Source organism: Luoshenia tenuis (assembly GCF_014384745.1).
Classification (GTDB): Bacteria; Bacillota; Clostridia; order Christensenellales.
Window position 1 is genome coordinate 95,025 of sequence record NZ_JACRSO010000004.1, and the last position, 12,772, is coordinate 107,796.

The 12,772-nt window shown below is 64.8% G+C and carries 11 protein-coding genes; 5 read left to right on the forward strand and 6 right to left on the reverse strand.

What is annotated here, in order from left to right:
- Positions 1 to 985: 985 nt before the first annotated feature.
- Positions 986 to 1,423, reverse strand: a complete 438-nt coding sequence (locus H8699_RS09810) for a hypothetical protein (RefSeq protein ID WP_249285540.1) — start codon at positions 1,421 to 1,423, stop codon at positions 986 to 988.
- Between the two features lie 483 nt (positions 1,424 to 1,906).
- On the opposite strand from H8699_RS09810, the gene H8699_RS09815 reads away from it, so the two are divergent.
- The 4 genes from H8699_RS09815 (at position 1,907) to H8699_RS09830 (ending at position 4,752) form a co-directional block, all read left to right on the forward strand.
- The gene (locus H8699_RS09815) at positions 1,907 to 2,386 is read left to right on the forward strand and encodes a DUF2975 domain-containing protein (RefSeq protein ID WP_249285541.1); all 480 of its coding nucleotides are present in this window, start codon (positions 1,907 to 1,909) and stop codon (positions 2,384 to 2,386) included.
- Between the two features lie 11 nt (positions 2,387 to 2,397).
- The gene (locus H8699_RS09820) at positions 2,398 to 2,607 is read left to right on the forward strand and encodes a helix-turn-helix domain-containing protein (RefSeq protein WP_249285542.1); all 210 of its coding nucleotides are present in this window, start codon (positions 2,398 to 2,400) and stop codon (positions 2,605 to 2,607) included.
- A 2-nt stretch (positions 2,608 to 2,609) separates the two neighbouring features.
- The gene (locus tag H8699_RS09825; RefSeq protein WP_249285543.1) at positions 2,610 to 3,197 is read left to right on the forward strand and encodes an HD domain-containing protein; all 588 of its coding nucleotides are present in this window, start codon (positions 2,610 to 2,612) and stop codon (positions 3,195 to 3,197) included.
- A gap of 1,078 nt (positions 3,198 to 4,275) precedes the next feature.
- A complete protein-coding gene (locus tag H8699_RS09830) occupies positions 4,276 to 4,752 on the forward strand; it encodes a pyridoxamine 5'-phosphate oxidase family protein (RefSeq protein WP_249285544.1) in 477 nt (158 codons plus the stop codon).
- 877 nt (positions 4,753 to 5,629) lie between these two features.
- Here H8699_RS09830 and H8699_RS09835 read toward each other — a convergent pair.
- From H8699_RS09835 to H8699_RS09855, 5 genes are all read right to left on the reverse strand, one after another.
- Complete coding sequence (locus H8699_RS09835; protein WP_249285545.1) at positions 5,630 to 6,025, reverse strand: hypothetical protein; 396 nt, start codon at positions 6,023 to 6,025, stop codon at positions 5,630 to 5,632.
- A gap of 130 nt (positions 6,026 to 6,155) precedes the next feature.
- The gene (locus H8699_RS09840) at positions 6,156 to 6,512 is read right to left on the reverse strand and encodes a hypothetical protein (protein ID WP_249285546.1); all 357 of its coding nucleotides are present in this window, start codon (positions 6,510 to 6,512) and stop codon (positions 6,156 to 6,158) included.
- Positions 6,484 to 7,053, reverse strand: a complete 570-nt coding sequence (locus H8699_RS09845) for a replicative helicase loader/inhibitor (protein ID WP_249285547.1) — start codon at positions 7,051 to 7,053, stop codon at positions 6,484 to 6,486. Before H8699_RS09845 ends, H8699_RS09840 begins: the two co-directional genes overlap by 29 nt.
- A gap of 1,465 nt (positions 7,054 to 8,518) precedes the next feature.
- The gene (locus H8699_RS09850) at positions 8,519 to 10,342 is read right to left on the reverse strand and encodes a putative sodium/potassium/calcium exchanger (protein ID WP_249285548.1); all 1,824 of its coding nucleotides are present in this window, start codon (positions 10,340 to 10,342) and stop codon (positions 8,519 to 8,521) included.
- Between the two features lie 1,419 nt (positions 10,343 to 11,761).
- Positions 11,762 to 11,905 carry a hypothetical protein gene (locus tag H8699_RS09855; protein ID WP_171026119.1) on the reverse strand — a complete coding sequence of 48 codons (144 nt, stop codon included), beginning with the start codon at positions 11,903 to 11,905 and terminating at the stop codon, positions 11,762 to 11,764.
- A gap of 169 nt (positions 11,906 to 12,074) precedes the next feature.
- Between H8699_RS09855 and H8699_RS09860 the strand changes: the two genes are divergently transcribed.
- Entirely contained in the window at positions 12,075 to 12,320 is a 246-nt protein-coding gene (locus H8699_RS09860) for a hypothetical protein (RefSeq protein ID WP_249285549.1), read from the forward strand.
- Positions 12,321 to 12,772 lie beyond the last annotated feature (452 nt).

The following is a 12,772-nucleotide window of genomic DNA, read 5'->3' on the forward strand; positions in this document are numbered from 1 at the left end:
TGCCCTTGTGCGTTTCCCCGTAGCTTGTGCCCGCCGAGGGCCGCTCCGCTTTTCCCCGCGCTTTCGCGTAGGGGACTTCATCCCCTTTAACCGCTCATCCTTTGGGGGACCGTCCCCTTAAGTCGCGCATCCTTTTGCGCGCTCTCCCGCGTTTTCGCCTGCCACATGTTGCCGCACTGTCATTCCGAGCCACAGGCGAGGAATCTCCTGACCTCTTGGGCAGCCCCGTCCGCACCGCGTAGCAGAGGGGCCGCCGCTACCGCGCAGGTTCAGCGCAGCTTTCCTGCCTATGCGGAAGATTCTTCACTCCAACTTCGCCTCCGCTCTGGATGACAGGGCTACCGCCCCTTTATCCGCACACCCCCTCTCCTCCCTCTGACGAGGGAGGTGGCAGGCGCAGCCTGCCGGAGGGAGAGATATTCCCGCGCTGCCGTCCAACCGCCGCTCTGCTCTCGCGCGCTCTCCTGCGCAGGCTGCGTGATAAAGTATACTTTCCCACGCGGGTTATCATTTCTCATTCTGTCATTCCGAGCAACGCGAGGAATCTCCTGGCAACCGCTGGGCCCCGGCAAGCACACGCGCCCTTGACTTTACCTACCCCTTGCCTCCCTCTGACTAGGGAGGTGGCAGGCCCTGCCTGCCGGAGGGAGAGATATTCCCACACTACCGCCCAACCGCCGCTCCGCTCTCGCGCGCTCTCCTGCGCAGGCTGCGTGATAAAGTATACTTTCCCACGCGGGTTATCATTTCTCATTCTGTCATTCCGAGCAACGCGAGGAATCTCCTGGCAACCGCTGGGCCCTGGCAAGCACACGCGCCCCTCGGCTTTCCTCTTCCCCTTGCCTCCCTCTGACGAGGGAGGTGGCAGGCGCAGCCTGCCGGAGGGAGAGATATTCCCACACTACCGCCCAACCGCCGCTCCCACTTTTGCGCGTCCCATACACTTTCGCCCACCAACTGCTTATGGGTTACCGCTTTGTCATTCCTATCCTTCTTCGGGTCGCTGTTCCGTCGGCTCTGCTACCCGTATCTCCACCAGCGGGCCGCCGGGCGCCGCCTCTCCGGGAAACTCTCCCCAGTCCGCAAAGAACCGGGCCAACACCTGCGCCGCGCCCTCCCGGCCCTCTTTTTCAAAGAGCAGCCCCTCGGCGTAGGCCTGCACCTGCAGCATGGCCGCGCCCACCGCGCGCCCCCGCTCGCCGCCCTTGCGGGAAGCCGCCTGCATCTGGCGCACGCTGCCAAACCCCAGCGCCCCGGCCAGCCCCGCCGGCGTGGGGGGATGCGCCCCCTGCCGCAGCGGCAGCCCCGTGCGCTTGTCCAAAAGCGGCTGACCGCTCGCCGGGTCGCAGACGGCCCGCCCCGCGCAGTCCTCAAAGTACGCCCGCGCCGCCCGCTCGATCTCCTTTGCGCCCTGCGCCTTCATGCAAACCCTCCCGTCCTGTTCCTGTCCCCATCATAGGGCGCCCCAACGTCCCCCAGGTGCCCCACCTTCAACCGCGCTCGCCCTTGCGTGCCCTCTAAAGGTATGGGTTTGGGTTCAGATGTATCTCTCCCTCCGGCGCACCCAAAGGGTGCGCCACCTCCCTCCTCAGAGGGAAGCAAGAAGGGCGTGCTTTAACGTTTGTTTAATTGTCATTCAGAGCGCGGCGAGGAATCTCTTTACAACTGCTTGGCTTTATTTGGGGCGCGGTGGCTGGGGTGCGGGTTGGGCAAGTGCCAATGCGTCAGATTCTTCGCTCGGCCCTTGGCCTCACTCTGAATGACAGGGCTTGCTGCCCCTAAATCACCTCTCCCCCCACCCGCACCACTACCGCCCCGGCCGCGCCCGTCATATCGAAAAACAATAAATTTTTATTGCATTTCGTCCCCATCCCGCCTATAATAAAGGCAAAGGCAGGTGTATGATATGAAACAACAAGAACTCTCCCGCTGGCTCAGGATGATCGTGCTGCTCACCGCGGCCATCACCGCCATCTTCCTGTGCCTGATCGCCCCCACCATGGGGCAGGACATCGCCGCGGCCAACCCGGAGTTCGCCTTTATGCTGGCCCCGGCGCTGATCTTTCTGGCCGTCAGCGCCATTCCCTTCTACCTGGCGCTCTACCGGGCCTACCGGGTGCTCCAGCAGGTGGGGCGGGATCATTCCTTTTGCGCCGAAAACGCCGCCCACTTAAAGGCCATCTCCCGCCTGGCGCTGATCGATACCCTGTGGTACTTTTTGGGCGCGGTCGCTTTGGTGATTGGCAATGTGGGCCACCCCAGCGTCTTGCTGGCCATGGGGCTTGTGATCTTTATCGGCGTGGCGGCGGCGGTGGCGGCGGCGACTTTAAGCCACCTGGTGCAAAAGGCCGCCGCGCTGCAAAGCGAAAACGAGCTGACCATCTAAAGGAGGGCGCTATGGGAATTCGAGTGAATCTGGATGTGATGCTGGCCCGCCGCAAGATGAGCATGACCACCCTTTCCGACCGGGTGGGGGTGACCATGGCCAACCTGTCCATCCTCAAAAACGGCAAGGCCCGCGCGGTGCGCTTCTCCACGCTGGAGCGCATCTGCGAGGTGCTGGACTGCCAGCCCGGCGACATTCTGGAATATGAAAAGGAGGACTAAGCATGCAGCGTTTGCAGGCCCAGTTGCAGTTTTTAACCGAGATCGACAAGATGAAGGACGTGTTCCGCCGCAACGTCACCATAAAGGCCCGCCGGCAGGAGAACGATGCCGAGCACTCCTGGCACATGGCCCTTTGCGCCCTGGTGCTGGCCGAGTACGCCCCGCCCGGGGCAGACGTGGGGCGCGCCATCGCCATGGCCCTGGTGCACGACCTGGTGGAGGTCTACGCCGGGGATACTTTTTGTTATGACCAGGCGGGCAACGCCACCAAGGCCGCCCGGGAGCAGGCCGCGGCCGACCGCATCTTCGGTATGCTGCCCGAGGATCAGGGCGCAAAGTACCGCGCCCTGTGGGAGGAGTTCGACGCCATGGACACCCCGGACAGCCAGTTCGCCGCCGCGGTGGACCGGCTGCAGCCCTTCATTCTCAACGTCAATACCCAGGGGCACACCTGGCGCTTGGGGCAGATCACCCGCGCCCAGCTGGAAAACCGCCTGGCCCCCATCGCCAAGTGGATGCCCGCCCTCTGGCCCACCGTCAGCGCCATGATCGACGAGGCCGTGCAGCAGGACCTGCTGCCGGGGGGCTAAAGCCCTTTTGACCGCTCCTATGTTGTGCGGAACGCCTCGCGGCATGGGCACGCAAAGGGCGGTGTCTGCTTCCTCCACCCTGCTGCCGGGGGCTAAAGCCCTTTTGGCCGCTCCCAGCTCTTGCGCGTACTTATATGCCCGCGCCCGCCATCGGCTTCCTTCCTCCACCCTGCTGCCGGGGGGCTAACGCCCACTTGACCGCTCCTATGTTGTGCGGAACGCCTCGCGGCACGGGCACGCAAAGGGCTTTACATGCGCTGTCATTCCGAAGCCGCAGGCGAGGAATCTCTTGACACCCTCTTGGCCCCGTCCGCACCACCTCCGCCCAGGTAAAGTGCCCACCCCACCTTACTCCGGCTTTCCCTCCTTCCCTCTCGCCTCCCTCTGATGAGGGAGGTGGCGCGCCAGCGCCGGAGGGAGAGATGCCCACGCCAACCGCTCGACCCCGTCCGCACCGCCTCCGCCCGGGTAAAGTGCCCACCCCGCCTTACCCCGGCTTTTCCTTCCCTCTCGCCTCCCTCTGTCGAGGGAGGTGGCGCCCCAGCGCCGGAGGGAGAGCTTCCCGCACCAACCGCTCGCCCCGTCCGCACCGCCTCCGCCCCGGCAAAGCGCCCACCCCACCTTACCCCGGCTTTCCCTCCTCCCCCCTCGCCTCCCTCTGACCAGGGAGGTGGCGCCCCAGCGTCGGAGTGAGAGGTTCCCACGCCAACCGCTCGGCCCCGTCCGCACCGCCTCCGCCCGAGTAAAGCGCCCACCCCACCTTACCCCGGCTTCCTCCTTCCCCCTCGCCTCCCTCTGACCAGGGAGGTGGCAGGCCCCCGCCTGCCGGAGGGAGAGATTCCCACGGCAACCCCTCGCCCCTGCCCGCACCGCCTCCGCCCGGGTAAAGCGCCCACCCCACCTTACCCCGGCTTCCTCCTCCCCCCTCGCCTCCCTCTGTCGAGGGAGGTGGCGCCCCAGCGCCGGAGGGAGAGATTCCCACGGCAACCGCTCGGCCCGTCCGCACCACAACCGAACCGGTGCCGCTCCCCATAAACCCGACACACTACGACCACCCAACCTGAAAGGAGTACCCCTTATGCAAATGAGAAGAAGCGACCGCCAGATCACCGACCCCGCCGCCATCCAGGCCATCCTCGATGCCTGCACCATCCTGCGCCTGGCGCTGGTGGCCGATGGCAAGCCCTACGTCGTGCCCCTGCACTTTGGCTACACCGGCGCGGGCGAGAGCCTCACCCTGTACTTCCACACCGCCCGGGAGGGCCGCCTGCCCCGTGCCCTGCTGGCCGGCAGCCCCGCCTGTTTTGAGATGGATATCCCCGGCGAGATCATTCGCGGCGAGCTGGCCTGCAACTTCAGCCAGTGTTTCGCCTCCATCATTGGGGAGGGCACGCCCCGCGCCGTCACCGGGGATGCGGAGAAGCGCGCCGCTCTGGACGCGCTCATGGACCACGTGGCCGGCCCAGGCCCCCATATTTATGCGGATGCCGCCCTGCGCGCCACCGCCGTTTGGGCCCTCCCGGTGGATTCCCTCACCGCCAAGCGCCGGGGCTAGCGCCCCTTTAACCGCTCCTACTCTTACACCTTTCCATGCACCCAGCGCCCGCGACGGGCTTATTTCCGTTGCCCTGCTCCGCTCCCGGGGGAGCTAACGCTCCTTTAACCGCTCTTGCTCCTGCGCGTTTTCTCGCGCTTTGTGCCCGCTAACTGCTGCGGTATTTTGTCATTCCGAGTGAAACGAGGAATCTCCTTACGCCCTCTTGCTCCGGCTCTACCGCCTCTGCTCCGGCAAAGTGCTCCCCCTCCGCACCCCGGCATCCCCCTTCCCCCTCGCCTCCCTCTGACGAGGGAGGCGGCAGGCCCCCGCCTGCCGGAGGGAGAGATGCTCCCGGCAACCGCTCGGCTAAGTCTGTACCTCAACCGAACTGGTCAAGCAGCACTCCCTTGTCAACATGCTAGATTCTTCGCTTCAGCTTCGCTTCCGCTCTGAATGACAGGCTTGCACCCCTTAATCGCTCTTGCTCTTGCACCTTTTCATACACCCAGTGCCCGCCATGGGCGCTTTTCCGCTGTCATTCCGAGCGCAGCGCGGAATCTCTTTACAACCGCTTGGCCCGCCCACCCCACCTTACCCCGGCTTCCTCCTTCCCTCTCGCCTCCCTATGTTGAGGGAGGTGGCGCGCACGCGCCGGAGGGAGAGATGCTCCCGGCAACCGCTCGCCCCGTCCGCACCGCCTCCGCCCGGGTAAAGCGCCCACCCCACCTTACTCCGGCTTTCCCTCCTTCCCCCTCGCCTCCCTCTGACGAGGGAGGTGGCAGGCATAGCCTGCCGGAGGGAGAGCTGCCCACGCCAACCTCTCGGCCTACACCGCAACCGGACCGCCGCCGTTCCTCCCCCTTCTCCCCCATATTCTCCACGGCTGCACTTTCACTCATCCCCCAGCCTCCTCATTGCCTGCTCTCGTCCCCCGTATCCTCAGCTCTCTTTCCCCCTCGCGCTTCCCCACTCCCACCGCCTCGCGTTCCTCCTTACCCCACCCCTCCCAAATTGTCCCGGCGCGCTCTAATTCCTCCACACGCCTCCCCTCTCCATTTATCCTGCTCTCCGCGCTCCCCGGCTTGCACTTCTTTCCCCTATCCCGCCGGACCTCTTTTCCCTTCTTTCTGCTCCCGCACACCCCGCTGGTTCCCTCTGCCTCTCCGTCCAAGCTCATCTCCCCGCACGGCTTTTCCCCCTCGCGCTCCCAACGCTCCCAGCGCTCTTCCTCTCCTCCGCGCCTCCCTTCTCTATCCCAACCTCCCCACCGCCTGCTCTCATCCCTCCCCACACCCTTAGCTTCCCCTCGCGCTCCCGCTCGCCCGTCACCCATTCCACCCAGTCCTCCCTCTACCCTCTCCCAACGCTCCTCCTCTCTTGCGCGCCTCCCTTCTTCATCCCTGCCTCCCCACCGCCTGCTCTCATCCCTCCCCGCACGCCTCATCCCCCGGCCCCCACTTGGCCCGGGCCAGAAGGGTGAAAAACCGCCTGCGCATTTCGTAAAACTGGCGTCTGCCGCAGGGCGCCCCCAGCGCCTCAAAGCGCACCCCGTAGCACACGTTCAGCACCAGCGCCTCCCCGGCAGCCTCCCGGGCCAGACGGGCGATCAGCGCCACATCCCTTTCCAGCCGCGCCCGCTCCCATTCCGGCCCGCCCCAGCCCCGCAGGTGGGATAACCGCCGCTTTTTCTCCTCCAGCTGCCGGCAAAAGTGCAGCAATTCCCGGTAGGCCTCCCGGCTGATGCCCGCCTTATCGAGAACCAGCGTCCGCTCCCGCATCCGCCTCACCCCCTTTCAGGGATAACTTTGCCCCCTGCTGCGCCAGCGCCCGCAGCCGCGCCTGTACCTGCGCGGGCAGGCGGATGTTGTTGCGTTCCCGCTCGCGTTCCGCCTCGTAGGTCTTGATAAACTGGGCCCGCAGCACGGCCTGATGATCCAGCTCGCTCAGGCACAGCTCCCGCCAGCCAAAGCGCTGTGCCGCCCGGCGCACCGGCTCGGGCAAAGAGCGCAGCGCCGCCTCCCCCTCGTAAAAGCCGTACCGGGAGATGGCCCGCGCCAGCATCGTCCAGGCCTGGTCGGCCTCGGGCTGACCGCTGGCCTCCTGCAGCCCTTCCGCCGCGCTGCGCCGCACGTCCGCAATGGCGGGCGGGTAGGGGCTGATGGCGATCAACCGCTTGGCCGCCGCCAGCACCAGCGCCTCGGGCAGGTCGCCCAGCATCTCCTGCCAAAGCGCCACGGTGTGCTGGTCCGCCCGTATCTTACTTGCGGGATAGGCTGCCGTCAGCACCGCCAGCAGCCGCGCCGTCTGCGCCGCCGTCATGCCCGCACCCCCTGTCCGTCTCCCCAAAATCGTCTATTTTCCCTTCGCATCTGTTTTTCCTCCTTCTCTTTTCCCGGGGCTATCGCCCCTTGTTCCGCTCTTGTTTCTGCGTGTTTCTATGCGCCAATTCCCGCCAACCACTTCGTCGGATTTCCGCGCTTCCCTTCCCGGGGCTGTCGCCCTTTGTTCCGCTCTTGCTTTCGCGCCATTCCTTGCGCCTTGCGCCCCTTGTTCCGCTCTTACTCTCGCGCCTTTCCTTGCGCCTTGCGCCCGCCATGGGCGCTTTTTGTCATTCCGAGCGCAGCGAGGAATCTCCTTGCAACCTCTTGGTTCCGCTCATACCTCCGCCTTACAGGTCAAGCGCCTCTCCCCTGCCAACGCATTAGATTCTTCGCTCCGGGCTATCGCCCTTTGTTCCCCTCTTACTCCTGCGCGTCTCAGCGCCAACTCCCGCCACCGACTTTATCTCTTCTCCAATCGGCCCTCCGCTCTGAATGACAGGGATGCATCCCCCTTAACCGCTCCTACTCTTACACCTTTCCATACACCCAGCGCCCGCCATGAGCGCTTTCCCTTCCCCCTCGCCTCCCTCTGACGAGGGAGGTGGCGCGCCAGCGCCGGAGGGAGAGATATTCCCACACCACCGCCCAACCACCACTCCCGCTCTCGCGCATTCCCTTATACCTGCACCCGCCAACCACTTCGCGGGTTCCCGCACTTCCCTTCCCGGGGCTGTCGCCCTTTGTTCCGCTCTTGCTTCTGCACCTTTCCTTGCGCTTTGCGCCCGCCATGGGCGCTTTTCCTTCCCCCTCGCCTCTCTCTGATGAGGGAGGTGGCAGGCCTAGCCTGCCGGAGGGAGAGATATTCCCACACCACCGCCCAACCACCGCTCCCGCTCTCGCGCATTTCCTCGTTCCTTGCGCCCGCCAACCACTTCGCCGGATCTCCGCACTTCCCTTCCCGGGGCTGTCGCCCTTTTAACCGCTCTTACTTTCGCGCATTTCCTTGCGCCTTGCGCCCCTTGTTCCGTTCTTACTACGTACGTTTCCATGTCCCCCGCAGCCTGCCGTTGTCCCGTCATTCCGAGCGTGAGCGAGGAATCTCCTTGCAACTTCTTGGTTCCGCTCATACCTCCGCCGCACAGGTCAAGCACCTCTCCTCTGATATCTTCTCACCCCTACCTACCCCTCCTCCGCCCGGGTAAAGCGCCCACCCCACCTTACCCCGGCTTTCCCTCCTCCCTCTCGCCTCCCTCTGATGAGGGAGGTGGCAGGCGTAGCCTGCCGGAGGGAGAGACGCTCACAGCTCGCCATAGGCATTTTCAGCTCCGCAGCCCCCTCGCCCTCCGTTCACCGCGGGGTTGCCCTCCAGGTCACAGCGTGCGCGCTTCAACAACGGCAAAGCCAGACCGCTGGCCAAACCACCCCCCTCTGCCCAGATAAACCGCCGTACCTGTCCTCCCCCCTCACGTCTCCCGCTCCATCTGCTGTGCCAGCGCCAGAAAGCGTTCTACCGTGTCCCCCCGCGCGACGGGCCGGCAGACCCGCTTTTGGGCGTTGCGCAGCCAGCCGTCCACAAACCGGGGCATCATCCCGGCCGGGCGCACCCCTTGCGGATTGGCCCGCAGCCAGCTGTCCATGGCCCGCAGCTCCCCGGCCAGATCCAGTTCCGGGAAGGCCGCCTGCAGCTGGCCGATCTGCGCCGCACCCAGCGCATATTCTCCGTCCCTGGCCGGCAGGGTAAAGACCGCGCCCGCTTCCAGGGCAAAGGGCATCCCGCCGGGCCCATCCGCAAAACCGGCTTTCTCTTCATGGGGGATCGTCCCCGCGCCGCCTTGCTCCTCCGCGTCAGTCCGCGCACAGTCCAGCCCACACGCCCCTTGTCCTCGCTGCCAACCGGCCTCGCCGCACTTCTCGTGCGCCGCCCTCTGACCCAACAACCTGCCGTTCACCGGCGTTTCATTCTCCGCGCGCATCGGCTCACATTCACTTCGCCCTTCATCCGGCCCGTTTTCTTCCTGCCGTTCTTTTGCGCTTTCACCTGCCTTGCACGCCTCATACGCTCCCGCGCCGCCGTCCTCCAGCCGCCCGGTCTCCTTCGCATCAGTTCGCTCACAATCCCCCATATCCAGCCCGCACGCCCCTTGTCCTCGCTGCCAACCGGCCTCGCCGTGCCTCCCGTGCGCCGCCCTCTGACCCAACAACCTGCCGTTCACCGGCGTTTCATTCTCCGCGCGCATCGGCTCACATTCACTTCGCCCTTCATCCGGCCCGCTTTCTTCCCGCCGTTCTTTTGCGCTTCCACCGGCCTTATGCGCCCCCACATACGCCCCCGCGCCGCCGTCCTCCAGCCGCCCGGTCTCCTTCGCATCAGTTCGCTCACAATCCCCCATATCCAGCCCGCACGCCCCTTGTCCTCGCTGCCAACCGGCCTCGCCGTGCCTCCCGTGCGCCGCCCTCTGACCCAACAACCTGCCGTTCACCGGCGTTTCATTCTCCGCGCGCATCGGCTCACATTCACTTCGCCCTTCATCCGGCCCGTTTTCTTCCCGCTGTTCTCTCACGCTTTCACCGGCCTTACGCGCCCCCACATACGCTCCCGCGCCGCCGTCCTCCAGCGTCCTGCGCGCTTGCGCCTCCGCCCGATCCCTTCGCCGCCCCGCGTCCGCCTGCCCCGCACACGCCCCCGCAGGGGGCCCTTCCTGCTCGCGGCCCTTGCCGCGCACCTCCCGCGGAGGAATCCCCCCGAGGGGGTTGGGTTCGGTTGGGTACGGTTCGGTTGGGTTCGGTTCGGTAGGTGCGTCACACTGCGTCACAGCCGCGTCACAACCCGCGTCACCGTGACGCGTCACAGCTGCGTCACCAACTGCGTCACCATCCCCGCCGCCCTGCGATGCCTGCTCCTTTCTCCGCTCCCGGTAGCGCCGCGTCCGCTCCATCGTCTGCGCCCGCTTCCTGGCCCGGGTCTCCATCAAAAGGCTGGTGCGCTCCTCCCAGCCGTGCAGCCGGTAACCTCCGGGCGTCGGCTCAATAAAGCCCGCCTCGCCCCCTTTGGGCGGGGTGCACAGCGCCTGCATCAGCTTTTTCGCCCCGCCAGTAAAGCGCATCACCTCACACAGCGTCTCCCCGTCCTCCAACGCCAATAGGCCGTCCTCCCGGTTGGCCAGGCACCAGGTCCACAGCCTGCACAGCTTGCCCACTACCATGTCCTTGTCCATGTCCAGCGCCCGCGCCACCGCCAGTGTCTTGGGATGGTCGGGCAGGTTGTCGTGTAGTTCGATCCACGCCATCGCCCTTGTTCTCTCCTCCTCTATTTTTATAGGATCCTCTTGTCCCTTTTGTGGACTCCACCCTTTGGTTCGCCCTTTTACATATCGCATTTATAAGTATCTTATTAAAAAGTGAGGTCTAGGGTAAAAAAAAGAGGCCTTTATCTGCTCAAACTCCGCGCGCTTCCCCTCCCGGGGCTAGCGCCCTCTTGACCGCTCTTGCTCCGCGCGTTTCTATGCACCCACTCCCGCCAATGGCTTTACCTCGTACTCCACTCCCGCTCCGGGGCTAGCGCCCTCTTAACCGCTCAAACCCCGCGCGTTTCCATTCGCATTGCGCCCGCCAGCCACCTCGCCGGTTTCCCGCGCTTCCCCTCCCAGGGCTGTCGCCCTTTGTTCCGCCCTGCTCCCGTGTGTTTCCACGTCCCACCCACTCCCGCTACTGGCTTTAGCTCTGCTCCAATCGGCCCTCCGCTCTGAATGACAGGGGCTTGTGCCCCTTTGTTCCGCTCTCGGCTTCTCCTGTCCACCCTGTTTTTCCCCCGCTACCGGCTTTACCTCGTACTCCACTCCCGTTGTCATTCCGAACAATGCGAGGGCGCGGAGCGAGCGCCGCCAGTGGAAATCTATAGTGCCCGCGCCCGGTGGAGTACGCAGTGAGCGCCGCCAGTGGCGGGAGGAGCGAACGCAGTACTCTGTGAGTGCGAGGTAAGCACAAGCGGCTTATGCCGCGCAGGGCGAACCCGTAACGAACAGAGGCTGACGGGCCTACAGAGCCAAAGCGAGCGATGATTTCTGTGAGGGCACGGAACGAGCGCGCCCAGTGGGCGAAAAAGCGAGAGCAGTACCCGGTGAGCGTAAGGCGCGCGCAAGTGGCGTTCGCCGCGCAGCGCAAGCCCCCAGCGAACCGAGAGTTGCTTGGCTTTGCCGTTGCTTGAGATTCTGTAAGTTGAGGGCGAGTGCCCTGTGGCACGAAGGCCGAAACCTCAGCGAACAGAGGCGGCCCCAGAGATGGTCTTGGTAAGCGAACGAAGCGCCCGGTGAGCGTAAGGCGCGCGCAAGCGGCGTTAGCCGCGCAGCGCAAGCCCCCAGCGAACCGAGAGTTGCTTGGCTTTGCCGTCGTTAGGAAGAGCACATAAGCCGTGCTGCGAAGGGCGAATCCGCAGCGAACCCCGAGTTGTCTGGTTCTGCCGTATCGCTCTGGCTCTGTCATTCCGAGCGCAGCGAGGAATCTCCTTACACCCGCTCGCCCCAGCCTGCATCACACCGCACATGTCAAGTGCCTGACCCGCCGCACCCCGGCTTTCCACTTCCCCCTCGCCTCCCTCTGACCAAGGGAGGTGGCAGGCCCAGCCTGCCGGAGGGAGAGATTCCCCCGGCAACCCCTTGCCCGGGCCCATCCCACAACCAAACCGGCGCCGCTCCCCATAGATCCGCCCGCTAAAACCCCAGCGGCCAGGCCGCCAGGCGGTATTCGCTCTCCCGCTCCTGCTCCTGTGCCAGCGCGCTGCGCGCCTCCAGCAGGCGGGCCGCCGCGCCCGCGGCCTCCTCGCCGGCACTCAGGCCATCCTCCCAAAATTCCACGTCCACACCCCCCTTCAGGGTTATTGTACACTTGCATTTTCGCGCCTTGGTTCGCATTTTTCTATTTTTTGGAAATCCTCTCCCCCATTTCCAGCAACTTACCGCTATAATTCGCCGCTGCCGGCGCACACTATCCTTAGCCTGCTTTTTGAGAAAGGAGTGGCTAAATTTGTTGGAAAAAGACGCGCTCCAATTGGAGACCCGGAACCGCAAGCGCCCGGATAACGACCAGGCCTTTTACGATTTGGATAAGGTCGCCTCGTTTACCGAGTGCACGGGGCTGGCGCCCAGCGGGATCATGAGCGATGAGGAGGCCCAGTCCTACGCGGACCTGTACGCCATCCACCCGCCCAGAACCCCCAAGGGTGATTCGCCCAACATGGCGGACACGGCCAAAAACCGCCGCCCCATCTAATGGCTCCCCAACGACCCAACCCCCAAAAGCCGCCCCGCCCGGGCGGTTTTTGGGCTTATCGCCCCTCTTAACCGCTCAAACTTTGTCACCTCCATGCGTCCAACGCCCGCCATTTGATTTACCGCTCTGTCATTCCGAGCGCAGCGAGGAATCTCTTTACAACCTCTCGGCCAGGCCTACACCACATCATCGCGCAAAAGCCCTTGCCTCCCTCTGACGAGGGAGGTGGCAGGCTCAGCCTGCCGGAGGGAGAGATGCTCCCGCACCGCCGCCCTTTTAACCGCTCTCAGCCCTCGCGCATTTCCGCCCCCAACACCCGCAAAAAATTCTACTGGCCTACTCCCACTGTCATTCCGAGCAACGCGAGGAATCTCTTTACAACCTCTTGGCCAGGCCTGCACCACATCATCGCGCAAAAGCCCTTGCCTCCCTCTGACGAGGGAGGTGGCAGG

Coding starts and splice junctions, on each gene's coding strand:
- H8699_RS09810 (WP_249285540.1), bottom strand. CDS start 1,423: ATGAAGGCGCAGGGCGCAAAGGAGATCGAGCGGGCGGCGCGGGCGTAC.
- H8699_RS09815 (WP_249285541.1), top strand. CDS start 1,907: ATGAAACAACAAGAACTCTCCCGCTGGCTCAGGATGATCGTGCTGCTC.
- H8699_RS09820 (WP_249285542.1), top strand. CDS start 2,398: ATGGGAATTCGAGTGAATCTGGATGTGATGCTGGCCCGCCGCAAGATG.
- H8699_RS09825 (WP_249285543.1), top strand. CDS start 2,610: ATGCAGCGTTTGCAGGCCCAGTTGCAGTTTTTAACCGAGATCGACAAG.
- H8699_RS09830 (WP_249285544.1), top strand. CDS start 4,276: ATGCAAATGAGAAGAAGCGACCGCCAGATCACCGACCCCGCCGCCATC.
- H8699_RS09840 (WP_249285546.1), bottom strand. CDS start 6,512: ATGCGGGAGCGGACGCTGGTTCTCGATAAGGCGGGCATCAGCCGGGAG.
- H8699_RS09845 (WP_249285547.1), bottom strand. CDS start 7,053: ATGACGGCGGCGCAGACGGCGCGGCTGCTGGCGGTGCTGACGGCAGCC.
- H8699_RS09850 (WP_249285548.1), bottom strand. CDS start 10,342: ATGGCGTGGATCGAACTACACGACAACCTGCCCGACCATCCCAAGACA.